Source organism: Amycolatopsis sp. WAC 01375 (assembly GCF_003947325.1).
In the GTDB taxonomy this organism is placed as follows: domain Bacteria; phylum Actinomycetota; class Actinomycetes; order Mycobacteriales; family Pseudonocardiaceae; genus Amycolatopsis.
In genome coordinates, this window is record NZ_QHHW01000052.1 from 178,146 (window position 1) to 200,900 (window position 22,755).

The 22,755-nt window shown below is 68.6% G+C and carries 22 protein-coding genes; 11 read left to right on the forward strand and 11 right to left on the reverse strand.

The genetic code is table 11. From position 1 onward, the window contains the following. Positions 1-52: 52 nt before the first annotated feature. Positions 53-973, forward strand: a complete 921-nt coding sequence (locus DL991_RS34255) for a proteasome assembly chaperone family protein (protein ID WP_125788491.1) — start codon at positions 53-55, stop codon at positions 971-973. A gap of 249 nt (positions 974-1,222) precedes the next feature. Here DL991_RS34255 and DL991_RS34260 read toward each other — a convergent pair whose 3' ends face one another. Continuing rightward, positions 1,223-1,876 carry an NAD(P)-dependent oxidoreductase gene (locus tag DL991_RS34260; protein ID WP_125788492.1) on the reverse strand — a complete coding sequence of 218 codons (654 nt, stop codon included), beginning with the start codon at positions 1,874-1,876 and terminating at the stop codon, positions 1,223-1,225. Positions 1,877-2,017: 141 nt separating this feature from the next. Here DL991_RS34260 and DL991_RS34265 point away from each other — a divergent pair, with 141 nt between their 5' ends. After that, positions 2,018-2,845, forward strand: a complete 828-nt coding sequence (locus tag DL991_RS34265; protein ID WP_233599161.1) for a class I SAM-dependent methyltransferase — start codon at positions 2,018-2,020, stop codon at positions 2,843-2,845. Here DL991_RS34265 and DL991_RS34270 read toward each other — a convergent pair. Both DL991_RS34270 and DL991_RS34275 read right to left on the reverse strand, forming a co-directional pair. Beyond that, on the reverse strand, positions 2,842-3,168 hold the full coding sequence (locus DL991_RS34270) for a YciI family protein (RefSeq protein WP_125788493.1): 327 nt from the start codon (positions 3,166-3,168) through the stop codon (positions 2,842-2,844). The genes DL991_RS34265 and DL991_RS34270 overlap by 4 nt on opposite strands. An 8-nt stretch (positions 3,169-3,176) precedes the next feature. Then, positions 3,177-3,611, reverse strand: a complete 435-nt coding sequence (locus DL991_RS34275; RefSeq protein WP_125788536.1) for a MarR family winged helix-turn-helix transcriptional regulator — start codon at positions 3,609-3,611, stop codon at positions 3,177-3,179. Between the two features lie 110 nt (positions 3,612-3,721). Between DL991_RS34275 and DL991_RS34280 the strand changes: the two genes are divergently transcribed. Further along, positions 3,722-4,393 carry a hemerythrin domain-containing protein gene (locus DL991_RS34280; RefSeq protein WP_125788494.1) on the forward strand — a complete coding sequence of 224 codons (672 nt, stop codon included), beginning with the start codon at positions 3,722-3,724 and terminating at the stop codon, positions 4,391-4,393. A 148-nt stretch (positions 4,394-4,541) separates the two neighbouring features. Beyond that, on the forward strand, positions 4,542-5,399 hold the full coding sequence (locus DL991_RS34285) for a hypothetical protein (protein ID WP_233599162.1): 858 nt from the start codon (positions 4,542-4,544) through the stop codon (positions 5,397-5,399). Positions 5,400-5,461: 62 nt separating this feature from the next. Here the strand turns inward: DL991_RS34285 and DL991_RS34290 are convergent, their stop codons facing one another. The 8 genes from DL991_RS34290 to DL991_RS34325 all read right to left on the reverse strand — a co-directional run bounded on the left by DL991_RS34290 (position 5,462) and on the right by DL991_RS34325 (position 15,009). Beyond that, complete coding sequence (locus DL991_RS34290) at positions 5,462-6,691, reverse strand: RNA polymerase sigma factor (RefSeq protein ID WP_125788495.1); 1,230 nt, start codon at positions 6,689-6,691, stop codon at positions 5,462-5,464. Further along, positions 6,692-7,096, reverse strand: coding sequence for a YciI family protein (locus DL991_RS34295; RefSeq protein ID WP_125788496.1), 405 nt, complete (start codon positions 7,094-7,096; stop codon positions 6,692-6,694). Positions 7,097-7,192: 96 nt separating this feature from the next. Then, positions 7,193-8,185, reverse strand: a complete 993-nt coding sequence (locus DL991_RS34300) for an isopenicillin N synthase family oxygenase (RefSeq protein ID WP_125788497.1) — start codon at positions 8,183-8,185, stop codon at positions 7,193-7,195. Next, positions 8,139-9,770, reverse strand: coding sequence for an MFS transporter (locus tag DL991_RS34305; RefSeq protein ID WP_125788498.1), 1,632 nt, complete (start codon positions 9,768-9,770; stop codon positions 8,139-8,141). The genes DL991_RS34300 and DL991_RS34305 overlap by 47 nt, the downstream gene beginning before the upstream one ends. A 68-nt stretch (positions 9,771-9,838) precedes the next feature. Beyond that, positions 9,839-11,197, reverse strand: coding sequence for a UDP-glucose/GDP-mannose dehydrogenase family protein (locus DL991_RS34310; RefSeq protein ID WP_125788499.1), 1,359 nt, complete (start codon positions 11,195-11,197; stop codon positions 9,839-9,841). 104 nt (positions 11,198-11,301) lie between these two features. Beyond that, on the reverse strand, positions 11,302-12,492 hold the full coding sequence (locus DL991_RS34315) for a hypothetical protein (protein WP_125788500.1): 1,191 nt from the start codon (positions 12,490-12,492) through the stop codon (positions 11,302-11,304). Next, positions 12,489-13,610: a Gfo/Idh/MocA family oxidoreductase gene (locus tag DL991_RS34320; RefSeq protein WP_125788501.1), complete on the reverse strand. Its 1,122-nt coding sequence runs from the start codon at positions 13,608-13,610 to the stop codon at positions 12,489-12,491. The genes DL991_RS34315 and DL991_RS34320 overlap by 4 nt, the downstream gene beginning before the upstream one ends. Beyond that, entirely contained in the window at positions 13,588-15,009 is a 1,422-nt protein-coding gene (locus DL991_RS34325) for an FAD-dependent oxidoreductase (protein ID WP_199754183.1), read from the reverse strand. Before DL991_RS34325 ends, DL991_RS34320 begins: the two co-directional genes overlap by 23 nt. Positions 15,010-15,620: 611 nt before the next feature. Here DL991_RS34325 and DL991_RS34330 point away from each other — a divergent pair. From DL991_RS34330 to DL991_RS34360, 7 genes are all read left to right on the forward strand, one after another. Further along, positions 15,621-16,628 carry an XRE family transcriptional regulator gene (locus DL991_RS34330; RefSeq protein ID WP_255433406.1) on the forward strand — a complete coding sequence of 336 codons (1,008 nt, stop codon included), beginning with the start codon at positions 15,621-15,623 and terminating at the stop codon, positions 16,626-16,628. A 170-nt stretch (positions 16,629-16,798) separates the two neighbouring features. Next, positions 16,799-17,539, forward strand: coding sequence for a bifunctional 2-polyprenyl-6-hydroxyphenol methylase/3-demethylubiquinol 3-O-methyltransferase UbiG (locus DL991_RS34335; protein ID WP_125788504.1), 741 nt, complete (start codon positions 16,799-16,801; stop codon positions 17,537-17,539). After that, on the forward strand, positions 17,520-18,629 hold the full coding sequence (locus tag DL991_RS34340) for an iron ABC transporter permease (RefSeq protein ID WP_125788505.1): 1,110 nt from the start codon (positions 17,520-17,522) through the stop codon (positions 18,627-18,629). The genes DL991_RS34335 and DL991_RS34340 overlap by 20 nt, the downstream gene beginning before the upstream one ends. Then, the gene (locus tag DL991_RS34345; RefSeq protein WP_125788506.1) at positions 18,629-19,417 is read left to right on the forward strand and encodes an ABC transporter ATP-binding protein; all 789 of its coding nucleotides are present in this window, start codon (positions 18,629-18,631) and stop codon (positions 19,415-19,417) included. The genes DL991_RS34340 and DL991_RS34345 overlap by 1 nt, the downstream gene beginning before the upstream one ends. Continuing rightward, complete coding sequence (locus DL991_RS34350) at positions 19,414-20,397, forward strand: ABC transporter substrate-binding protein (RefSeq protein WP_125788507.1); 984 nt, start codon at positions 19,414-19,416, stop codon at positions 20,395-20,397. The genes DL991_RS34345 and DL991_RS34350 overlap by 4 nt, the downstream gene beginning before the upstream one ends. After that, positions 20,394-21,449, forward strand: a complete 1,056-nt coding sequence (locus DL991_RS34355) for a pyridoxal-phosphate dependent enzyme (protein WP_125788508.1) — start codon at positions 20,394-20,396, stop codon at positions 21,447-21,449. The genes DL991_RS34350 and DL991_RS34355 overlap by 4 nt, the downstream gene beginning before the upstream one ends. Next, positions 21,446-22,636 carry an ATP-grasp domain-containing protein gene (locus tag DL991_RS34360; RefSeq protein WP_125788509.1) on the forward strand — a complete coding sequence of 397 codons (1,191 nt, stop codon included), beginning with the start codon at positions 21,446-21,448 and terminating at the stop codon, positions 22,634-22,636. The genes DL991_RS34355 and DL991_RS34360 overlap by 4 nt, the downstream gene beginning before the upstream one ends. Positions 22,637-22,755 lie beyond the last annotated feature (119 nt).

Here is a 22,755-nt window from a genome sequence, read left to right on the forward strand (position 1 = left end):
ATCGGGGCGTTCCACCTGTAGACGGTCGTACCCACGAAACCTGGAGGATCTGGTGGCGCTGGACCCGGAAGACCTGTACGAGGTGGACTCGGACGTCCCTGACCTCGGCGGGGCCGTGCTCCTGCACTACTTCGACGGGTTCATGGACGCCGGTTCGGCGGGCAAGCTCGTCGCCGAGCACCTGCTGAACTCCTTCGAGCACCGCGTGGTCGCGCGCTTCGACGTCGACCGCCTCATCGACTACCGCTCGCGCCGCCCCGCGATGACCTACTCCATCGACCACTGGGAGGACTACGACGCTCCCGAACTGGTCGTCAACCTCCTGCATGACGCCGACGGCGTGCCGTTCCTGCTGCTGACCGGGCCGGAACCGGACCACGACTGGGAGCGGTTCTGCGCGGCCGTGCGCGGACTGGTCGAACGCTGGGACGTCCGGCTCACCACCGGTTTCCACGGTATCCCGATGGGCGCGCCGCACACCCGCCCGCTCGGCGTGACCGCGCACGCGACCAGGAACGAACTGGTCGGCGAACACCGCCCGCTGCCCAACCGGATGCAGGTGCCGGGCAGCATCGCCGGGCTGCTGGAGTTCCGGTTCGGCGAGTGGGGGCACGACGCGTCGGGCTTCGCCGCGCACGTGCCGCACTACCTGGCGGACTCGACGTACCCGAGCGCCGCGCTGAACCTGCTCGGCGCCGTCGCCTCGGCGACCGGGCTGAACCTGCCGGACGGGGACCTGCGGGAAGCCTCGCACGAGGCGGAGGCCGAGATCGCCCGCCAGGTCGCCGGCTCGGAGAAGGTCGCCGACGTCGTGCGCGCGCTGGAACAGCAGTACGACACGTTCATGGAGGCGTCCGGCAAGGAGAGCCTGCTCGCGGAGTCGGTCGAGCACATGCCGACCGCCGAGGAGCTGGGCAGCCAGTTCGAGCGGTTCCTTGCCGAGCAGAACGGCGGGGGGACGCCGGAGCGCTGAGCGCCTGTCCGTGAAGGCCTCCTTGAGGGACTCTGGGTCCCTCAAGGAGGCCTTCACGGACTTCGGTGATCACCGCGTTCGCCCCACGGGAACCAGCAGTCACAACCAGTGGTCCGTGGGGACGTCGTGAAGGGCCCCTTTGAGACGTTGAAGGTCTCAAAGGGGCCCTTCACGACATACGAGTTCGACGGCCGGGCCGTCGGAAGCACTGAGACAGCCGCCCGCTCATCCTCGCCACTCACGACGCGGTCAGTGATCGACGGCCACCATCGCCCGCGAATGCTTCGGCCGTTCGACCTCGTCGACGAGCGCGACCGCGAGATCCGCGTACGAGAACGGCGCCGCGTCCTCCGCGCGCGGCAGTACCCGGTGGTCTCCGCTGCGGTACTCGCCCGTGCGGTCGGCGTGTTCGTCGAGCAGCACCGGCGGCGGCGCGATGATCACCCAGTCGAGCCCGCCGCCGGACGCACGGAGGACCTCCAGTTCCGCCGTGTGCCCGAGCGAGAACTCGCGGTGCTCCGGTGGCCAGCCCGGCTGGTCGTGGAACGCGAGGCCCGGCGCGATCTCCAACGCCGATCCGACGCCGACGACGACCAGTCGTGCGACACCGGCCCGGCCGAGACCGTCGATCAACGCGTGCGCGGCGGCCGGGTAGTACTCCCGCGACGGGAGGTCCGCGCGGTAGACGGAACTGATCGCGGCGTCGTGCCCGGCGGCGGCTTTCGCGACGTCGTCCGCGACCGTGACGTCGGCGGCGATCAAGGTGACGTTGTCCCCGGCGAGATCCGCGTGGCGCCGGGGATCGCGGACGGCGGCGGTGACCTGGTGCCCGCGGCTCACGGCTTCGGCGACGGCTCGGCGTCCTCCGCGTCCGCCTGCCCCGAAGATGACGATCCTGCTCATCGTGCTCCCTTTTCCTTGCCGGTATCCGATCACCGGCGGCGAACTCGATGCTAGGAGCGCACCCCTCGGTTACCGCAACGAAACCGACCCCCGGGTGTTCTGCACCCGTTCACCCGAACGGTGATGGTGTACCGTCCCGGAATGCGTCACCTGGTACCCCATTCAGCACTGAAGACCTTGGGCCGATCGGCCCGCGGCACACTCGGCCGGGGCCTGCATCGGCTCGCCCGGCGATTCCACGATCCGTATACGGAGGAACTGCAACGGGTCGCCGCGGAACTGCGCGCGGAGATCGTCCGGCAAGGGGATCGCTGTTTCGACCGGGTCGTCGAGTTCGAAATCCGGAGCCGCCGCGACATCATCTACGCGGGTGATCAGGACGCGGCGCGGGACAGCAATCGGTTCGCTCGCGAGCAGCTGACCGGCACCCGGCACTTCGCGCGTCCACAGGAGACTCTCGCGTACGCGCTTTCCCTTGCCCCGTCAGGAGGGATGGCCCTCGAATTCGGCGTCGCGAGCGGGAACACACTGCGGGTGATCGCCAAGGCACGCGGCGGTGTCGAGACCTACGGGTTCGACTGGTTCCAAGGCCTGCCGGAGAACTGGCTCAACGGGATGCCCGCCGGTTCGTTCGCACGCGACGACCTGCCGGACGTCCCCGGCGCCGAACTCGTCGTCGGTCTTTTCGCCGACACGCTTCCCGGCTTTCTCGAACAGCACGACGGCGTCGTCGATTTCCTTCATGTGGACGGCGACCTGTACAGCTCGGCGAAAACCGTACTCGATCTGGCGGGCCCGCGCCTGCGGTCCGGCAGCATCGTGCATTTCGACGAATTCTTCAATTATCCCGGTTGGCAGCGGCACGAGCACAAGGCGTGGCTGGAATACGTCGAGCGCACCGGCACCCGATTCGAATACGTGGCTTACACGTACGCCGACAACCAGGTCACCGCGCGGATCACCGGCTAAAGCAGTTCGCGCACTTCGATCGTCCCGATCGCGGCCCAGGGATGGGTTCTCGCCGCCTCGACGGCTTGTTCGCGGGTTTCGCATTCGATGATGTTGATGCCGCCGATCTGTTCCTTCGTCTCGGCGAACGGCCCGTCGGTGAGCAGTGCCTCGCCGCCGCGGACGCGGACGGTCGTCGCCGACTCGGGCGGCCGCAGGCCCATCCCGTTGAGGCGCAGGCCGCGTCGCGTCATCTCCTCGCCCCAGGCGCGGCAGGGCTCGGTGATGTCCGTGTCGAGCGCGTCGTCGCCGACGCTTCCGCACAGCATGAGCAGGTAGCGCACCGTTCCTCCTAGTCGGTCAGTCCGTCTTCGTAGGCGCGCAGGGTGTCGATGAACGTGCGCCGTTCGGCCGGGGTCAGCGGTGCGAGCGCCTTCTGCCAGGCGCGGGCGCCCTGCGCGAGCCAGCCGTCGATCGCGGGCCGCATCCGTTCGCTGATGGCGACGATCCGCCGCCGTCGGTCCGCCTCGTCCTCGCGCCGGTCGAGCACGTCCTTCTTGGTCAGTTCGCCGACCATGAGGCTCACCGTGGTCGGGGCGACCTCGAGTCGTTCGGCCAGTTCGTTCACCGTCATCGGCCCGTCGAAGAGCAGGTACGACAACAGCGACAAGTGACGCGGAGCCAGCGACAGCGACTGGAGTTCTTCGGGGATCTTGAGCCGCTTCGCGCGGCCGACCATGCGTGGCATGAGCAGTAGCAAGGCCCGCACGGCGTCGTCGACTTCCATGTCCTCGGTTGACACCGGGCACCCTCCTGGATACCTTTGCAAGCAAAGAGGCTTTGCTTGCAAAGCAAAATAGCTTTCTCGATGATGTTACCTGGGGAGTACCGTTGCTGATGACCACCGCGGACGCCGGAACCGGCCGTCCCCGCACTGTCGACGTCGACTGCCGCCGCTCCGGGAGCCGGTATCTGGCGTACGCGCCGGACGTCGATTCGCCTTGGTACCAAGACCTCCTTGTCAGTCCACAAGCGACACTCGAGATCGACGGGGTCCCGCACGCCGCGCGGGCCGTGCCGCTCGAAGGCGAGGAGCGCGGTGTCGCGCTGCACCTGCTGGAAGTCGACGCCGCCCGCGGCCGGGCGATAGCCGATCAGCTGCTCGTCCATCACAGTGAACTCCGCAAGACGCTGGCGGCCGCGCGAGCCGAACTCGACGGCGAGCGGTTCACGGGGCGACCGGTCCTGCGGCGCGAACTGCTCGGCCATTGCGTGACGTTCTGCAACGACCTGCGTATGCACCATCTCCGTGAGGACGGCGCGTTCACCGCGATCCAGAAGGCCCATCCCGGGCTCGCGCCGGCGTTGGACCGGCTGCGCCAGGAGCACGAAACCGTGTCACGCGCACTGCGCGAACTCGACGAGTTGCTGCAGGGCAAGAGGGAAATCGAAAGTGCCGCTCTGCGCGAGGAGTTCGATCGGGTCGCGAACGGGTTGGAGGAGCATTTCGCCTACGAGGAGGCGAATCTGCTCCCCGCGCTCCGCGGTGACGGCACGACGTCGCCGTGACCAGGGAACACGCGGCGCGGTTACTCCGAGCGGGTGAGACCGTCGGGCCGCTCGGCCGGAGACGCCGGTAACGAATGCCGGTTCCTCGGCGACTGATCGTTGTCCGCACCGATCGGCGCGACGCCCCCGACCGGAACAGTGAGAACCGATGAAGCTTCGAAGAGCCTCACTTCTGTCTCTGGTGGCCGCGGTGGCCACGATCATGCTCGTGGCGCCCGCTTCCGCGAACGCGGCCCCGCCGACGAGCGCGGTGGAGGTCTCGCCGACCACTGTCCAACGTGGACAGACGTTCACCGTCACGCAGACCGTTTACAACGCCGACGCCACATCGACCATCGAAGGCGGCAAGGCGACGCTCTACGGCAAGGAATCCTCGCTGCCGGGCATCGTCGACCTGGTGTCCTGTCCCGGCGCGTTCGCCTGCGACATGCTCGGCGGCAGCATCCGCGGCGGGGTCGGCACCGTGACCCCCGGCCAGAGCAAGACCGTGGTGTTCACCTTCCGGGTCAAGGACGACGCCCCGCTGGGCAGCGTCACCTTGCAGCACCAGTTCGTCGGTGACAACTACAGTTTCGAGATCCTCGACGGACCCGTGCTGACCGTCACCGGCACGCCGAGCGCCGCCGATCTCGGTGTCACACTGACCGCGTCGCCGCGCGGGATCCTGACGTCGTCGATCGAGTACACGGTCAAGGTCACGAACGCGGGCCCGGCCGCGGCGTCCGGGATCCGGGTGGTGTCGACCCTCGGCACCGGGCTGCGCTTCACCGGCTCGTCCACCTGCACGAACCCGGGCGGCGCGAAGACCGTCAACTGCGACTTCTCGTCGCTCGCGTCCGGAGCCAGTGTGACGGCCAAGTTCTCGGTGGCCGCCGGACTGCTGTCCCTCGGGCAGGTCAAGACGACCGCGAAGATCACGCAGAGTTCCGTCGCCGACCCGAACGCGGCCAACGACGCGTCGACGTCGACCTGCACGGCTGTCACCGGGCTCCTGCTGAGCTGCTGACACACACGCGATTCGTCACCTGCTTGCGGGATGGGACCATCGCAAGTAGGTGACGAATTGCGTCAGCGCAGGCGTGCGGCGCGAGAGTGCAGATAGCGCTGTCGCGGCAGGCTCGTGGCACGTCGCGCGGCGTCCACATAGGACTCGGCGGCCGCGGCGGTTTCCCCGGCCATCTCGAGCAGATGCGCGCGGGCGGCGTGGAAGCGGTGGTCGCCGGAGATCCGGTCACCGAGTCTTTCCAGCGCTGCCAGCCCTTCGCGCGGACCTCGCGCCATCCCGACGGCGACGGCGTGGTTCAACGCCACCACGGGATTGTCGGAGAGGCGTAGCAGAAGTTCATAGAGGGCTTCGATCTGCGGCCAGTCGGTCTCTTCGGCGCCCGGCGCCTCGTCGTGCAGTGCGGCGATCGCCGCCTGGATCTGGAACTGCCCGGTCGGCCCGTGCGGCAACGCCTCGGAAAGCAGCGCGACGCCCTCGGCGACGTACTCGGTGTTCCACCGGCTCCGGTCCTGTTCGGACATCGGGATCGGCGCGCCGTCCGGCCCCGTCCTCGCCGGGCGGCGCGCGTCGGTGAGCAGCATCAGCGCGAGCAGCCCGGTGACCTCGCTGTCGTCCGGCACCAGCCGGTGGACGATCCTGGTCAGCCGGATCGCTTCGGCGGAGAGATCGCTCCGCACCAGATCGGGGCCGGACGTGCTGGCGTAGCCCTCGTTGAAGATCAGGTACAGCACGTGGAGTACCGCGTCGAGCCGCGCGGCGCGGTCCGCCGCCGGTGGCATGCCGAACGGGACACCGCTGGACTTGATGCCGGACTTCGCGCGGGTGATCCGCCGCGTCATCGTCGCTTCGGGGACCAGGAACGCGCGGGCGATCTCCGCCGTGGTGAGGCCGCCGACCGCCCGCAGGGTCAGCGCGATCTGCGACGCCGGCGAGAGCGACGGATGACAGCACAGGAAGAGCAGGACGAGCGTGTCGTCCGAGTCGGCGGCCCGCCGGTCCGCCGAGGGGGCGAGCTGCTCTTCCGGCAACGCTCGTTGGACGACGGTGTCCTCCCGGCGGCGCCGCGCCTGCTCGGCGCGGAGCAGGTCGGTCAGCCGCCGTGAGGCGACGGTGATGAGCCAGGCGCGCGGATCGTCGGGCCGCCCTTCGGCGGGCCATTGCGTCGAGGCCGCGAGCAGCGCCTCCTGTGTCGCGTCCTCCGCCAGGTCGAAATGCCCGTAGCGGCGGACGACGGCACCGAGGACCTGCGGCGACAGCTCGCGCAGCAGGCCCTCGATGCCGTTGTCCGGCACTTACAGCTCCAGTTCTTCGAAGCTGTCGGCGCACGGCCGGATGTCGACGTACCAGTCGCGGCCGAGGTCGGTGCCTTCCGGATACGGGGTGTTCGCCAGTTTCGCCGCGATCTCGGTCGCGCGGTCGTAGCTCGCGCAGTCGACGGTCGTGTAACCGACCAGGACCTCCTGCGTCTCGGCATACGGTCCGTCGGTCACCACGGGCGCGCCGTCACGCAGGGAGATCCGGCGAGCGTGCGCCGGCTGGGAGAGGCCCTGCGCGTCGACGAACTCGCCGGACTCGACCAGGTCGTTGTTCCATTTGCCCATGAACTCGTGCAGGGCCGTGATGTCGTCGGCGCTCCAGCTGCCGCTGATGCTGTCCAGGTCCTTCTGCGACCCCATCATCATGATCATGTACTTCATGGCTTGCTCCTCTCGGCGGGCACCGCTTCGGTGCCTTCTGCCGGAGACGTCGGAGCCGCCGGACAGGACCGGACATCGATCGCTGGAGATTTTTCCTCAACCGCGGTCGGCGGCGGTGTTCATCGCTTCGGCCGGTTCGAGGGTCCGTCCGCCGGTGATCTTCGCGTAGAGGTGCGCGCCGCCGAGTACCGGCGGATACTTCGGCGGATTCTCGGCGGACCGGCAGGTCGGGAGGCATTCGAAACGCGCGTCGTGGTCGCCGTCGAAGAAGAAAGCCACGCTTCGCCGCTGTGACGGACCAGGCCCGGACGGCGGCACGACCCGGTGCAGGGTGGAACGCCAGCGGTCGTTGGTCCACTGCGCGGTGAGGTCGCCGAGGTTCACCACCAGCGCGCCCTCGGCGGGGATGACGTCGTGCCAGGTGCCGTCGGGGCCGTGGATCTGCAGGCCGGGGACGGGATCGGCGTAGAGGACGGTGACGATGCCGTAGTCGGTGTGCGCGCCGAGCCGCATCTGCCCCGGGAGTGGTTCGGGCGCGCCGGCGCGGCGCTCGAAGTGGTTGACCCGCAGGGTGCGCGTCGGATGCCGCGTGTACGCGCCGAGGTACCCGTCCGGGAGCCCGAGCGCCTTCTCGAAGATCTCCAGCAGTACTCGTGCGACGCGGTGCGCTTCGGCCTCGTACTCGGTGAGGGCCGTTTGAAGGGACTTCGGCAGCTCAGGCCAGATGTTGGGGGCGAAGAAGCCGTACGGATCCTCACCGTCGATCTCCTCCGCGCCGATGACGAACGACTCCGACAGGTCAGGCGGTGTCGTCTCGCCGAGGCTGTACGCCAGCCCTTCGGTGCCTTCGGCCGCGTACCCGCGATCCGAGGCGCGGTCGGCAGGCGCGGACCGGAGCTTCTCCTCGACAGGGAGCGCGAAGAAGGCAGCGGTCGCTTCGCGCATGTCGTCGATCGTCGCCTGTGGGATGCCGTGCCCGACGACCTGGAGGAATCCGACGCGCGTCAGGGCCTCGTCGACGGTGTGCGCGAGTTCCGCGCGGTCACCGTCGTTCCAGCTGCTCAGGTCGACCGTCGGTACGAGAGTCATCATGTGACGGTAGCCCGCGCCGGGTGCCGCGCAAGCCCGCCGAACACAGCAGACCGAGGAGCAGCACACCGACCGGAAGCAGGAAGGCGGTCTTGACCGCGTCCGTGAGCGCCGCCCCGGTGATCTGTGCGGCCAGCTCCCGTGCCTGGCCGGCGACATCGGACGGCAGGTCCGCCGGGACCGCGGGGGAGCCGCCGAACTCGGTCGCGGCGGCCGCGGACCCGGCCTCACCGGTGAAGCCGCTGACGAAGCGCTGCCGGAATTCGGCGGGCAGCGCGGCCGCCGCCTCGTTCGCCCGGACGGGCATCGAAGCACTGGTCTGTGCCTGCAGCAGCACGCCGACGGCCGCGCCGCCGAGCACCCCGCCGACCTGGCGAGCGGTGTTGAAGATGCCCGACGCGCTGCCGACCAGCGAACGGCCGACCGAGTTGATGGTCACGTTGTTCATCGGGGAGAAGGTGAAGCCGACACCGAGACCGCAGAGCAGCAGCGCGGGGATCAGGGCCTGCGGCGAACTCGCCGGGATGATCACCAGCGAGAGGACGCAGAGGCCGCCGGACAGGGAGAGCAACCCGGACATCAACAGGTACTTGGGATTCACCCGGTCCGACAGCCGTCCGGCGAACGGCGCGACACCGCCGGACACCAAGGCGAGCGGCGCGATGAGCAGGCCGGCTTCGGCCGGGGACAGGCCGAGTACCGACTGCACGTAGATGACGAGCAGCAGGAGCATGCTGGTCATCGCGAAGCCGACCGCCACCGCGGACGCGGTCCCCAGCGAGAAGTCGCGGTGCCGGAAGATCCGCAACGGCAGCAGCGGTTCGCGGCGGTTGACGAGTTGCCACAGGACGAAACCGCCCAGCAGCAGCACTCCGGCCACGATGATGTCGAAGATCGAGATCCCGGCGCCGACCGTGCCCCAGCCGTAGGTCTGTCCATTTTGGATACCGAAGACGACGCAAACGAGACCCGCGCCGAAGAGCAGGATGCCGGGAACGTCGAACCGGTGCGAATTCCCCGGCCGCCAGTCGGGGACGAGGACGAGGGTGAGCACCAGCGCGACCAGCCCGACCGGAACGTTCGCGAAGAAGATCCACTCCCAGCCGAAGTTGTCGACGAGTACGCCGCCCAGCACCGGGCCGGCGATCATGGCGAGGCCGGCGACACTGCCCCACGCGCCCATCGCCGGACCGCGTTCGTCCGGCTGGAACAAATGCGTGATGAAGGCCGTGGTCTGCGGGGTCAGCAACGCGGCGCCGAAACCCTGTACCGCGCGGGCGACGATCAGCGTTTCCACGTCGCCGGAAAGCCCGCACCACAACGAGGCCGCGGTGAACACCAGCAGACCGGCGACGAAGACGCGCTTCGGCCCGAACCGGTCACCCAGCCTGCTGGCGGGCAGGATCGGGACGGCGTAGGCGAGCAGGTACACGCTGGTCACCCAGATCACCGCGGTCAGGTCGGTGCCGAGTTCGCGCACCATCGAAGGCACCGCGATGTTCACGATGCTGATGTCCAGCATGACCATGAAGAAACCCAGGCACAGTGCGAAAAGCGCGGACCAGGACTTGGTTCGCTTCGGCATCCGTCCTCCTGTTCCCGACGCCGGAGGGGTGGGACGACGAGCAAGGCCACTCGTCGTCCACCCCGGGATCACCCTGCTTGCCGCACCATGCCGACGGTGCGGGGCAACGGCTTCCTGGTGCCGTCCGGACGGCCGATGCCCTGATACGAGAGCCCCGCCCTGGCCACGGCGGCCGGGTCGAGGAGGTTCCGGGTGTCGATGACGGCCCGGCCGTCGAGCCGGTCGGCGATCCGCGACCAGTCGAGGGCGCGGAACTCCGGCCATTCGGTCAGCAGCACGATCGCGGCCGCGCCCTTCGCGGCGTGATAGGCGGTGCCGGTGATCCGCACGTTGTCGGTCACGCCCGCCACCGGCGCGTGGACGCTGGGGTCGTAGCCGGACAGGTCCGCGCCTTCGGCGGCCAGCCGGGCCGCGATCGCCAGCGCCGGGGAATCCCGCAGATCGTCCGTCCCGGCCTTGAACGTCAGGCCGAGCAGGCCGATCCGGGTACCGGCGAGGTTGCCGCCGACGGCCTTGCGCACCTTGTCCACCACCAGATCCTGCTGCTTCAGGTTGGTCTCGATCGCCGCCCGCAGCAGGGCGAAGTCACTGCCCGCGGATTCCGCGATGTGCAGCAGCGCGAAAGTGTCCTTCGGCAGGCAAGAGCCGCCCCAGCCCGGCCCCGGCCGCAGGAACGACTTGCCGATCCGCGCGTCGTACCCCATCCCGGCCGTCACGTCGTCGACGTTCGCGTCGAGGTACTCGCAGAGCTCGGCGACGGTGTTCACAAAGGACAGACGCGTCGCCAGGTAGCAGTTGGACGCGTACTTGATCATCTCCGCGCTGGCGGAATCGGTCACCAGGACGGCGGTGTCGAGCTTCTCGTACAGATCGGCGACACGGCGGGCGGAGACCGGGTCACGATCGGCCGAGCCGACCACGATCCGGTCGGGGTTCAGGAAGTCGTGGACCGCGAACCCCTCACGCAGGAATTCGGGATTGGACACGACCGCCACGTCGGCGCGGTCGATCAGGTGCGCGACGCGGGCCGCCGTGCCGACGGGAACCGTCGACTTGTTCACCACGACGCAGCCGGTCGGCAGCAGATCCCGCACCTCGGTCACGACGGACTCCAGCGTGGTCAGATCCGCCGCGCCGGTGACGCTCATCGGCGTCGGCACGCAGAGGATGACGATGTCCGCCCCGGCCGCAGCCGCGCTCGCGCCGAGCACGAAGTCCAGCCGCCCGGACGCCAGCCCGTCCACCACCAGTTCGCAGATACCCGGTTCCCTGATGGTCGCTTCACCGCGCCGCAACGCGTCGACCTTCTCCTGGTCGACGTCCGCGCAGACGACCTGATGCCCCAAGGACGAGAGGCACGCGGCCGTCGTGAGACCGACATAGCCCGCGCCGATCACGGCGACCTTGGCCCCCGATGTTGAACCCATTCTCTTCACCCTCCAGTTTTTCGATGCCGTCGGGCAGGACGGAGCCGCCCTGCCCGATGGCATCGCGAGATACGGATTTCGTGCTCAGCCGAACAAGTCGTGCGTCACGCGGCGTGCGGGATCGCCCGGATTCCCTGGTACGGGGTCTCCTTGCCGAGGTAGTCCACGGTTTCGAACAGGCCGATGGCGTCCATCGGATAGCGAGCGCCCGCTTCCGCCGCGAAAATGCACGGAAGGATCTGCTTGCGCTCCGAGGCGGCGGCCTGACCGCCCTTGCGGATGTGCTTGTGGGTGTGGATCAGGATCGGCATGTAACCGCCGCCGAGGAACGAACCCGCCTGCAGGACCGCCCCGCCGACGCAGTCGATCACGCAGCCCTTGCCGAGGATCGCGTCGCGGCCCTGGTAGTAGTACGAGGGCGTGGCGAGCGTGCCGTGCTCCACGTGGAAGACGCCGGCCGAGAGGCCGATGATCGAACGGCCGCAGGTCCGCAGCACCGACCGGTAGAAGTCGACCAGGATCGGCCGGACGGTCGTGTCCGGAAGCGAGAATTCGCCGCACATCAGCGTGATGCGCACCAGTTCCGCGAGCGTGAGGCCGGAGCCGTGCTCCCCGGGGAATTCCTGGTCCCACGGCACCAGGTAGTCCGACGGCGCCACCATGGTCGTCCCGACGTCTTCGAGGATCAGCCGCTCCGCGTCGCCGACCGGTTCCGACGGCAGGACGCCGTTCGCGAGGACCCGGACGGCGAGCCGGTGCCTGGTCTCCAGCGTCTTCGCCCTGCTGGCGGCGATCAGGAGGTTGAGCCTTCCGGTCACCGTTTCCGGGATGTCGAAGAGGTGGTCGATGCCGTCGGTGGGAACGGCGATCTTGGCCTGGAGGCCACGGTTGGGCAGCGGTTCGTACGAGTCGACGACCTCCTGGAGAGCGTCGGCGAACTCACCCGTTCCGACCTGGACGAGCTTTTCCGCGGCCAGCGCCCGGTAGTCGTAGGGAATGGAGGGCGACGTCGACAGCACGATGTCGGCGAGCAGGGCGCGATGCCGGTCGTCGTCGAGCGACGCCGCGGCCAGTTCCAGCGACAGGTAAGGGGATTTGTCGCCGGGGCCGTGGATCCAGCTCGCGGTGAAGGGCGCCTCGAACCGGCAGACCTTCCCGAACAACGCGCGCGCGTCGTCGTCGTTCTTGAGCTGGCTCGTGACCTCGGTCAGCGCCGCTTCCCGGTCCGAGACTTCGGCCAGCATGTCCTTGGCCGGTCGCAACAGCGTCGAAAGGTCCTCAATGCTTCGCGTCATGCTTCGCTCCCAATTCGTGCGAACTCTTCGTGGTCGTTTTCCGTTGTCTGCGGGAAGGTGCCGGTGAACATCGCCGAACCCAGCGCGGCGAGGAACCGGTGCTCGGCGGGCCGGGTCACCGTGGTGCCCTCGTCGAGGTGCCCCAAGAGGTTCAGCTGCGTCAGAAGTGCCTCCTTGAAATGGTTGACGGTGATCAGGAAATGGCGCGCCGCCACCGGTTCCAGGAGGTCGCCGGCGTGCCGGATGTGAACGGCGTGGATGTTCTTGTGGTCGAGGTCCGAGCCGAAGAACGGTTCGAAGACCAGGGTTACGTGTTTGCCGGAGTGGAATTCCACGTCGGCGAAGCGATACCGGAACTCGGAGCCGTAGGGGATGGCGGCGGGGGAGATGAAATCCCTCGACACGTCCTCGGGGAACGCGAACCCGGCCAGTGCCGGAAAGGCGACAGCTCCGGTCGAAGACGTGTAGAGCTCGACGTCAGGCAGGTCCATCGCCGAGGTCAGCACCCTCATTTCCGCTGTCACAGCCGAAGGCGCCGTGAGCAGATACGTCCGGTACTGATCGGACGGCAGGATCGCGCGCAGAATGCTCAACATGTGGAAGCCCTCGTAGCCGGCTTCGCCGTATTGCGTGTCCACGAACCTGCCGTTCGCGACGTCGAACTCCCGGTTCTTGGTGAATTCGATGGTGACCTTCCGGATCGGATCGAATTCACCGGCTTCCCGCACCGACGCCGCGAAGCGCTGCACGGCTTCGCTGTGGGAATAGACGTCGTTGACGATGATCCGGGCGCGGGGATGCCGCAGGACCGTGCGGCCGAGGGCGTCGAGTTCGTCCGGATAGCAGGCCGGTTTCTCCAGCAGGATCCGCGCGTCGGGCTGAAGCCGCAGGATCTCGTCGACCACGGCGAGGTGGGTCGCCGTCGGGGTGGCGACCACCCAGGCGTCGACGTCCGACGGATCCGGCACCTCTTCCACCCGGTCCCAGTCGGCGCCGTCACCGATGTCCACGGTGCGGACCCGATGACCCGCTTGCCCATAGCACGCGGCGTACAGGGACCCGATCTTGCCGAGCCCGACGATGACGATCGTCTTCTCAGCCAGCGACGATGCCGACACGGGCTTCCCCTCCCCGCGACCGGATGGAGTGGCGGGCGGCGGACGTGCCCGCGACCCGGCCCAGCACGGCTCCCGCCATCAGACCGGTGCCGCCCGGATAGCCCTGGTCGTAAAGGCCGCCGACGATCACACCCGCCGCGTAGAGACCGTCGATCGGTTCGCCGCCGCCACGCACCTCGGCGCCAGGGGTCACGGACAACCCGCCGTAGGTGAAAGTCAGGCCGCAGACCACCGGGACGAACAGGAACGGAGGCGTGTCGAGCCGCTTCTCCGTTCGGCCGGAATGCAGCCGCTCGATTTCGGCGGCCAGATTCGCGGCGTCGATGCCGAGCCGCCGGGCGCCTTCCTCGATCGAGGAGACGGTCACCGAGGCCGGGTCGCCGAGGTAACCGTTCGGGAGCGACCCGGCCGAGACGACCTTGTCGTCGAAGATCTGGAACGCGATCCGTCCCGGCTGTTCCTGGATCTTCTGCCCGAGGGTGACGTAGGTGAGGTTGCTGTAGCCGCCGTCTTCGTCGAAGAACCGGCGCCCGTCCCGGTTGACCACGACGCCCAGCGGAAAGGCGTACCTGGCGAGGCCGTGGGATTTGTGCATCTGCCCTGGCAGCATGTAGTCGGGCAGTTCGACGCCCTGCGGCGTGGTGTGGCACTTTTCCCAGTTGCCCGCGGTGTCGGCGCCGAATTCGACGGCGGCCGCCAGCGGAGCGCCCTCGTTGAATGGAACACCGCGCAGCTTCACGTCACCCCACTCCTCGCCGAGGTGACGTTCACGCAGCCCGGTGTTCGCCTCGAAGCCCGCCGATGCCAGCACCAGCGCGTCGGCGATCACCGGGAAGGCGGGCCCGGATCCGTGGACCAGGTACCGGCCGTCGGCGGTCTTCTCGAAGCCGGTGACCGCGCTGTCGTAGAAGACCGTTCCCCCGAGCTGTTCGAACCGGGCGAAGTTGCGGTCCTGAAGGCTCTGACCGCCACCGTCGAGCACGATCGGCACGTCACCGGGGAGCGGAGTCGGCCGCGGGGCCCAGCGCTGCCCGAAGTCGCGCATCCAGGTGATCGTTTCCGTCGAACGGCGGACGATCGATTCGATCAAGGCGACGTCCACCTGGTCGCCGCACACCCGCAGCCAGTCGTCGACGTACTGCTCGTCCGAGTACCCCGACCGGCCGTCCAGGATCTCTTCGACCCGGTCCTTGTCCGCCTCCCGCAACAGGGCCGCGATGAAGGGGCTTCCCTGCCAGGAGAAACGCATGGTCCTGGTCAAGGAACTGTTCCCGCCGCGCAGTTCTTTCGGCGCGGCTTCGAGGACACTGACGGAGGTCGCGCCCGCCTGCAGCGCCGCAATACCCGCGCAAAGACCCGCATTACCGGCCCCGACGACGACGACCTGCCTCTCGGCCACATCATTTTGCCCGCTATGCATCAACAACGCTCCACACAATCCGATGTTCGCCATTCATGGACGACCGGGTTCGAACGAGACCGGGTCATACCGCCGCGTGGCATGGTTGTTGCTTATGTCCACGCACGGTCACCGGGCCGATACGATCGGCGCGGCGCGTCGGTCTGCGAACCGCCGGTTCGCTGCTGGAATCGCAGCTTTCATGCCTCGTGTGTGCTCAGATGTGCGGCGCACGAGGATTTCTCTTCGGAATCAGCAGATGCGGGCCGATACGGCCGACGTCAGGCGTCATCCGGTCTTCAGAGCAGAGATTTCAGTGGATGCCTTCCGAGATGAACCAGGTGTTTCCGTCGGGTTCACCGTCGCCCTTGACGATGATCGTGCGGACTCTTCCGGTTTGCTCATTTTTTTTCGGGCCCGGTATTCCCGAGCCTCCCCCGAGGTGGCCGGCGTGGGGACCGACTGGGGCCAGCCTGACTTCCTGACCAGCGCATGGGCAACCTTCGGGTAGTTCGGCCTTGTTCGAAATCGTTCGAGTGGCCCGAACAGCAGATTCCGACACCGCTGAATGGCGGTATCACGGTCGAGATCGGTTCAGTCAATCTAGAGCGATGATCGTTGATGAGGGGGGCGACGACGGGGAGTCGTCGACGGGAGTTCCGTCACCGGACTCAGCGTCTTCACCGGCTGAGTTCACGGCGGCACTGCGTGTATTGAGAACGTGGTCCGGATTGACTTATCGACAGCTGGCCGGACGGGCGAAAGAACTCGGGGGAACGCTTCCGGCGAGTACGGTCGCGACCACTCTCGGCCGGACCACACTGCCCCGCGAATCGTTCGTCGAGACGTTCACGCGCGCGTGCGGGTTGAACGACGAAGACGTACGGCGGTGGCTCGGCGCCCGGACGCGGATCGCGATGGGGGTCCCGCTGCGGCTCGTCGACGACGTGAAGGTGACTCCCGCGCTCCCTCCGGAACCGGAGCCCGCGCCGCCGGCCCGGCGACCTCGGCGCTGGCGTGGGCCGCTGATCGTGGCCGCGGTCGTGAGCATCGTCCTCGTCGGGGCACTCGGCTATCTGACCCGGTCCTTCGGCGCGGCCACGAAGGGCAAGGACACCGCGGCCGTGGTGCCGGGGCTGGACATCCGGGAGGTGGGCAGCTGGGCGCAGATCCGCCCCGCCCGCTCTCCCGAGTTCTGTCTCGCCGAGGGGACGGACCGGACCAGGCTCTACGCCGGCACCGTCGTCGCCCAGCAGCTCTGCGGCAGCGACGCGGCTCCGCATCTGTTCATCGACCCGGTCGGCGAAGAGAACGCCGTGCAGATCCAGTGGCACCATCCGGAAACCGGGGTCGGCTGCCTCACGATCGTGAACGAGGGACTGGGGCACGACCTGATCGAACCCCGCGACGACTGCGACGACGATGGTATGGACCAGCTGTTCACCATCGGCTCGGCCGGTCCGACGGAGGAGGGGCGGTTCGTCATCCGTCCCGTCGGCACCAGCCAATGCCTCGGCCTGCGCGACATGGACACCGTCGCGGGTACGGAGGTCGTCCGGGAACGCTGCTCCGGCGCGCCTGACCAGACGTTCCTCATCGATCTGATCCCGCCTCCCTGAGCGTGCGGCTGGTCGTGAGTGGCGATTCGGGTTAGAACCCGAATCGCCACTCACGACCACCTGGACCGGCACTCGCGTGATAACTCCACGAGAAAGGCGGTGAAACCGGGAACCGAAGACGACCTTTCGACGACTTGTGGGGCTGAATGCGGCCCGGCGAGCGGAGAGAGATGCACTGGTACGAGGACGACGACCTGTGGGTCGGCTTCGCGGACGTGATGTTCCCGCCCAGCCGGGCCGAAGAGGCCGAACGCCTGACGGCCACGTCACCGCTGCTCCAGGTCGCCGACGGCGCGAAGGTGCTCGATCTGGCGTGCGGCCCGGCGATCCACATCGTGCCGCTGGCGAAGAAGGGCGCCGACGTGACCGGCGTCGACCTCAGCCCGGCGATGCTCGAACGCGCGCGAGAGGCCTGCGAAAGCGCCGGAGTCGCCGCGAAACTGATCCAGGCCGACATGCTCGAGTACGCCGAGCCCGGCGCGTACGACCTGATCATCAACATGTACACGTCATTCGGCTACTTCACCGAGCCCGGCGACAACCTCACCGTGCTGCGAAACGCCTACGCGAGTCTCGCGCCCGGCGGAAGGCTGCTGATCGACGTCCTCGGCAAGGAGGTGCTCGCGGGCTGGGTCGGCCGTCCGAAAGCGGTCGACGTCGACGGCGGGACGGTGTTCATGCGCGACACAATCCTCGATGACTGGACCCGCCTCAAGACCGAATGGACGCTGGTCCGCGACGGCGCGGCGAAGCAGGCGTCGATCCTGTCCTTCCTGTACAGCGCGGCGGAACTGAAGGCGCTGTTCGAGACGGTGGGCTTCACCGGCGTCGAGTGCTTCGGTGACTTCGACGGCTCGCCGTACGACACCCACGCACGCCGCCTGATCGTGCGTGGTGAACGTGCCGGCTGAACCGCTTCGCCTGTTCGCCGAACCGGACGACGCCGGGCCCGACGAAAAAGCCGCCCGCTCGCTGCGGCTCACCGCTCCGGTGCTCCTGCTGTCGGCGGCGCTGGTGATCTCGCTGATCGCGGGCATCGCGCTCGGCCCGTCCAGCGTCGCTCTCCCGGATGTCCTGCGCTACTTGGGAAAGGCCATCACCGGCGGCACCATCACCGGCGACGAGGTCACCGGGTACTCGATCGTCTGGCAGGTCCGCACGCCGCGGGTGCTGCTGGCGGCCGTGGTCGGCGCGGGGCTCGCGGTGGTCGGGGTCGCCGTGCAGGCGCTGGTCCGCAACGCCCTCGCCGACCCGTTCGTGCTCGGGATCTCGTCGGGTGCCTCGGTCGGTGCCGCCGCCGTCGTGGTGTTCGGCCTGTTCGCCGGGCTCGGCGTGCTGGCGCTGTCGACGGCCGCCTTCCTCGGCGCGCTTGGCGCGACGGCGATCGTCTATCTCGCCGCCCGTAGCAAATTCGGCCTGACGCCGTTGCGTCTCGTGCTCACCGGGGTCGCGCTCACCTACGGCTTCCAAGCCGTGATGAGCGTGCTCGTCTACCTCTCGCCGAGCGGCCAGGCCGCGCAGACCGTGCTGTTCTGGCTGCTGGGCAGCCTCGGCGCGGCGACCTGGGCGTCCCTGCCGCTGGCCGCGCTCGGGGTGGCCGTGGCGATCGTGGTCCTGCTGCGGTACGGCACCGCGCTCGACGTCCTGTCCATGGGCGACGAGACCGCGATGAGCCTCGGCACCGACGCCGCCGCTTTGCGCCGCTGGCTCTTCCTGCTCACCGCGGTCGTCACCGGACTGCTGGTGGCGGTCAGCGGCTCGATCGGGTTCGTCGGTCTGGTCCTGCCGCATGTGGTGCGGATGATCGCCGGTTCGGGGCATCGCCGCGTGCTGGCGCTCGCGCCGCTGGTGGGCGCGGTCTTCCTGGTGTGGGTCGATCTGCTCGCCCGCACCCTCGTCGCGCCGGAGGAACTGCCGCTCGGCGTGATCACCGCGCTGATCGGCGTCCCGGTGTTCCTCGTCGTGATGCGGCGCCGCGGCTACGCGTTCGGGGGTCGCTGATGCTGTCCCTGCGCGAACTTTCCGTCGAGGTGGCCGGATCGACGCTCATCCGCGAGTTGCGCCTGGACGTCGGCGCGGGCGAGGTCGTCGGCCTCCTCGGCCCCAACGGCAGCGGCAAGTCGACGGCGTTGCGTTGTGTCTACCGGGCGCTGACCCCGTCCGGCGGCGCCGTCCTGCTCGACGGCGTCGACCTGGCGGAACAGGGCCTGCGCGACACCGCCCGCCGGATCGCCGCGCTCACCCAGGACAGCCGGGCGGATCTGGACTTCACCGTCGAGGAGGTCGTCGCGCTCGGCCGGTCGCCGCATCAGCGCGGCAATCTCCGGCTGTCGGCCCGCGAACGCGCGCTGTGCCGGGAAGCGTTGCGGCGGATGGACATCACCCATCTCGCCCAGCGCAGCGTGCTGACACTTTCCGGTGGCGAACGGCAACGGGTACTGGTGGCGAGGGCACTCGTCCAGGAACCGGAGGTGCTGGTCCTCGACGAGCCGACCAATCACCTCGACGTCCGCCACCAGGTGGAACTGCTGAAATTCCTGCGCGACTGCGGGCTCACCGTGCTCGTCGCCCTGCACGATCTCAACCTCGCCGCCGCCGTCTGTCACCGGATCGCGTTGCTGCGCGGCGGAGCACTCGCCGCCTGCGGAACCCCGGCCGAAGTGCTCACGCCCGAAACGGTCCGCGCCGTGTTCGGCGTCGAGGTCACCCCGGTGACCCATCCCGTGACCGGGGCGCTCCAGCTGCTGTACGACCTTCCCGCCGATGAAACCGAGGGGATCACACGATGAAGCCGTCCAGGGTGACCGCGCTCTTCGCCGCGGCGCTGCTTCTGAGCGCCTGCGGTGCCCAGGTCGAGGCCGGACCGGCCGCACCGGCACAGGCCACGGTGACCAACTGCGGTGCGCAGGTCACCTTCCCGGCGCCCCAGCGCCCGGTGGCCTACGACGTCTCCGGCGCCGAGAAGATGTTCGCGCTCGGCCTCGCCGGCCGGATGCGCGGCTACGTGATGAACTCGCTCGGCGATCCGTCGATCGCCGGGTCGCCGTGGAAGGACGACTACGCCAAGGTCGAACGGCTCGGAACCTCGCGGGTCACCCGTGAAATCCTGGTCAACGCCAAGGCGGACTGGGTGATCGCCGGCTGGAACTCGGGCTTCAGCGAGGAACGCGGGATCACGCCGAAGCTGCTGGAGCAGGTCGGCATCCGGAGCTATCTGCACACCGAGACCTGCTGGGAGTATCCGGCCGCGAAGTCGGAGGTGACGCCGCTTGAGGCGCTCTACACCGACCTGCGCAATCTCGGCGACATCTTCGGCGTCCGTCAGCGGGCCGACGAACTGGTCACAGACCTCAAGGGACGCTTCGACAAGGTCCGAGCCGGAGCACCGAAGACCCCGCCCGCCAAGGTGTTCGTCTACGACTCCGGCACCGACCAGCCGTTCACCGCCGGAAAACACGCCGCTCCCAACGACATCATCGACGCCGCGGGCGGGACCAACGTCTTCCGCGACCTCCAGGACGGCTGGGGCAGCGTCGGCTGGGAAGCGGTGGTGAAGGCCGAGCCCGAGGTGATCGTCGTGGTGGACTACGCGGACCAGCCGGCGAAGGACAAGATCGCGTTCATCAAATCCGCGCCACAGCTGAAGAACACCCCCGCCGTGCGCGACAACCGGTTCCACGTCGTCTCCTACGGGGATCTCGTGAGCGGCCCGCGCAACGCGGCGGGCGCCGAATCACTGGCCGCGTACCTGCGTTCGATCGGCCGGTGAACGCGATGTCCGCGCTGGTCCACGAGCACGTCACCGACGCGATCAAGACACCGGCGTTGATCCGGCTCGAGCCGAACGTCGTGCTGATCCGCTTCGAAACCCTGAAGGTCTACGCGGCGCTCGGCGCGGTCCGGTCGCTGCTCGCGAACGGTACCGTCCGAAAAGGGCAGACGCTGATCGACAGCTCCAGCGGGATCTACGCGCTCGCGCTGGCGATGGCCTGTCATCGTTACGGTCTGCGCTGCCATATCGTCGCCTCCACCACCGTCGATCTCACCATGCGTTCGCAGCTGGAGATCCTGGGCGCGACGGTGGACCAGATGCCGCCGTCGGATGACCTCCGGCTCGACCAGCGGCGCCGTGTCGCGCGCGTGCACGAACTGCTGGAACGCCATCCGGGGATGCACTGGATGCGCCAGTACCACGATCCCGTGCACTACCTGGGGTACGGCGAGGTCGCCGATCTCGTCGCCCGCGCGCTGCCGTCCGGGCCGCTCACCGTCGTCGGCAGTGTGGGCACCGGCGCGTCGACCGGCGGGATCGCGCGGTCACTGCGCGAACGCGATCCGGACGTCCGCCTCACCGGCGTGCAGCCGTTCGGCAGTGTCACCTTCGGCAGCGAGCGGTTCACCGATCCGGACGCGATCATCGCGGGGATCGGGTCCGCCATCCCGTTCGGCAACGTCGATCACGAACTGTACGACCGGATCCACTGGCTGGACTTCGTGCACGCCATGGCCGCGACCGTCGGCCTGATGCGCGACCACGCCGTCTTCGCCGGGCTTTCCACCGGTGCCGCGTACCTCGTCGCGGGCTGGGAAGCGGTGCGGAACCCGGATCGGACGCACGTCGTGATCGGCGCCGACATCGGACATCGCTACACGGCAAGGGTTTTCGCCCGGCATCGGGAAGCGGTCGACCCGGCGGGGCTCGCGCCGCGCGAGATCGCTTCACTGGACGAACTCGCCCTGCCGTGGGCGGCGATGGACTGGAGCCGCCGCCGCTTCGGGATACCCGCGCAGCCGCTGTACCGGAAGGAGCGGGCGTCGTGACCGTCGTCCTGTTGGAAGCCTTGACGTTCGGCCTGGGCAGGCTGGCCGACGCCGCGGCGGATGCCGGGCGGAAACTGGTGCTGTTCACCGGAAACCGCGACATCTACCGGTACGAACTCGGCACCCTCGGGCCGGACAGGGTCGAGGTCGTCGACATCGACACCACCGACATCGCGGCCTGCGAAGCGGCGTTGCGGGCCATCCCGGACCTCGCCGGGATCATCAACTCGACCGACACGTGGGCGCTTCCCGGCGCGGAACTCACCGCCCGGCTGGGCCTGCCCGGCCCCGACGCGGCCGCCGTCCGTGTCTTGCGGGACAAGGGTTCCGTGCGCGATCTGCTGTACGAACACGGGCTCACCCGGGGCAGGCCGGTACCCGTCATGGTCGCCGAGGAGCTCGGATTTCCCTTGGTGGTCAAGGATTCTTCGGGAACGTCGTCACGCGGGGTGTGGCTCGTTCGTGACCGGGACGAACTCGAGCGAGCCAGGCTGGAGGCGAACGAAACGCCGCTCAAGGGCCATCTGATCGCGGAACCGTACTTCGCCGGCCCGCTCTACAGCGCGGAAACCGTCACCTGGCAAGGAAGGACGCGGCTGCTCGGGATCCTCTCCCGTCAGCTGTCACCCGAACCCGTGCGACGCGAGGAGGCTGCCGCGTTCCCGGTGGCGTTCCCCGAGGCCGAATACGCCGGACTGGCCGACTGGATCGGGCGGGTGCTCAAGGCCGCCGGACACGAGCAAGGCTTCGCGCACACCGAATTCGTGCTCACCGCCGACGGGCCGGAGGTCGTCGAGATCAACATCCGGATCGGCGGGGCGATGCTCGGCGAGGCGCTGTGCCGGTCTTTGGACACCAACGTGTATTCCGCGATGATCGACATGGCGCTGGGCGAGGAACCCGCTCTGCTGACCCAGGAGGTCGGTGGGGGACCGGGGATCGGGTTCGTCCTGGCGTACCCGGCCGCGGAAGGTGTGCTGAAGGGTTGGTCGGGGCTCGACAGGTTGCCCGGCCTGCCGGGCGCGCCGGAGTGGTATCCGACGGCGAGCCCCGGTGACGAGATCCGGCACCTCACGGATCAGCGGTCCTGCACCGGGATCGTGCTGGCCGAAGGACCGACGGCGGAGCTGGCGCTGCATCGCGCGCTTGCCGCGGCGGGTGGGATCACGGCGGAGATCGAGTCCTGAGGGTGTCGCGAAAGCCACTTTCGAGACGCCAGTCGTCCTCAAAGTGGCTTTCGCGACACAGGGCCGGGCCCTGGAACGCGCCAGTCTTGGTCACCGTCCTCGTCGCTCACGAGACGTTT

What these genes read in the sequence shown, in the direction of transcription:
- DL991_RS34260 (WP_125788492.1), bottom strand. Translation starts at nt 1,876, where the DNA reads ATGAGCAGGATCGTCATCTTCGGGGCAGGCGGACGCGGAGGACGCCGA.
- DL991_RS34265 (WP_233599161.1), top strand. Translation starts at nt 2,018, where the DNA reads ATGCGTCACCTGGTACCCCATTCAGCACTGAAGACCTTGGGCCGATCG.
- DL991_RS34275 (WP_125788536.1), bottom strand. Translation starts at nt 3,611, where the DNA reads ATGGAAGTCGACGACGCCGTGCGGGCCTTGCTACTGCTCATGCCACGC.
- DL991_RS34280 (WP_125788494.1), top strand. Translation starts at nt 3,722, where the DNA reads ATGACCACCGCGGACGCCGGAACCGGCCGTCCCCGCACTGTCGACGTC.
- DL991_RS34285 (WP_233599162.1), top strand. Translation starts at nt 4,542, where the DNA reads ATGAAGCTTCGAAGAGCCTCACTTCTGTCTCTGGTGGCCGCGGTGGCC.
- DL991_RS34295 (WP_125788496.1), bottom strand. Translation starts at nt 7,096, where the DNA reads ATGAAGTACATGATCATGATGATGGGGTCGCAGAAGGACCTGGACAGC.
- DL991_RS34300 (WP_125788497.1), bottom strand. Translation starts at nt 8,185, where the DNA reads ATGACTCTCGTACCGACGGTCGACCTGAGCAGCTGGAACGACGGTGAC.
- DL991_RS34305 (WP_125788498.1), bottom strand. Translation starts at nt 9,770, where the DNA reads ATGCCGAAGCGAACCAAGTCCTGGTCCGCGCTTTTCGCACTGTGCCTG.
- DL991_RS34310 (WP_125788499.1), bottom strand. Translation starts at nt 11,197, where the DNA reads ATGGGTTCAACATCGGGGGCCAAGGTCGCCGTGATCGGCGCGGGCTAT.
- DL991_RS34315 (WP_125788500.1), bottom strand. Translation starts at nt 12,492, where the DNA reads ATGACGCGAAGCATTGAGGACCTTTCGACGCTGTTGCGACCGGCCAAG.
- DL991_RS34330 (WP_255433406.1), top strand. Translation starts at nt 15,621, where the DNA reads ATGATCGTTGATGAGGGGGGCGACGACGGGGAGTCGTCGACGGGAGTT.
- DL991_RS34335 (WP_125788504.1), top strand. Translation starts at nt 16,799, where the DNA reads ATGCACTGGTACGAGGACGACGACCTGTGGGTCGGCTTCGCGGACGTG.
- DL991_RS34345 (WP_125788506.1), top strand. Translation starts at nt 18,629, where the DNA reads ATGCTGTCCCTGCGCGAACTTTCCGTCGAGGTGGCCGGATCGACGCTC.
- DL991_RS34350 (WP_125788507.1), top strand. Translation starts at nt 19,414, where the DNA reads ATGAAGCCGTCCAGGGTGACCGCGCTCTTCGCCGCGGCGCTGCTTCTG.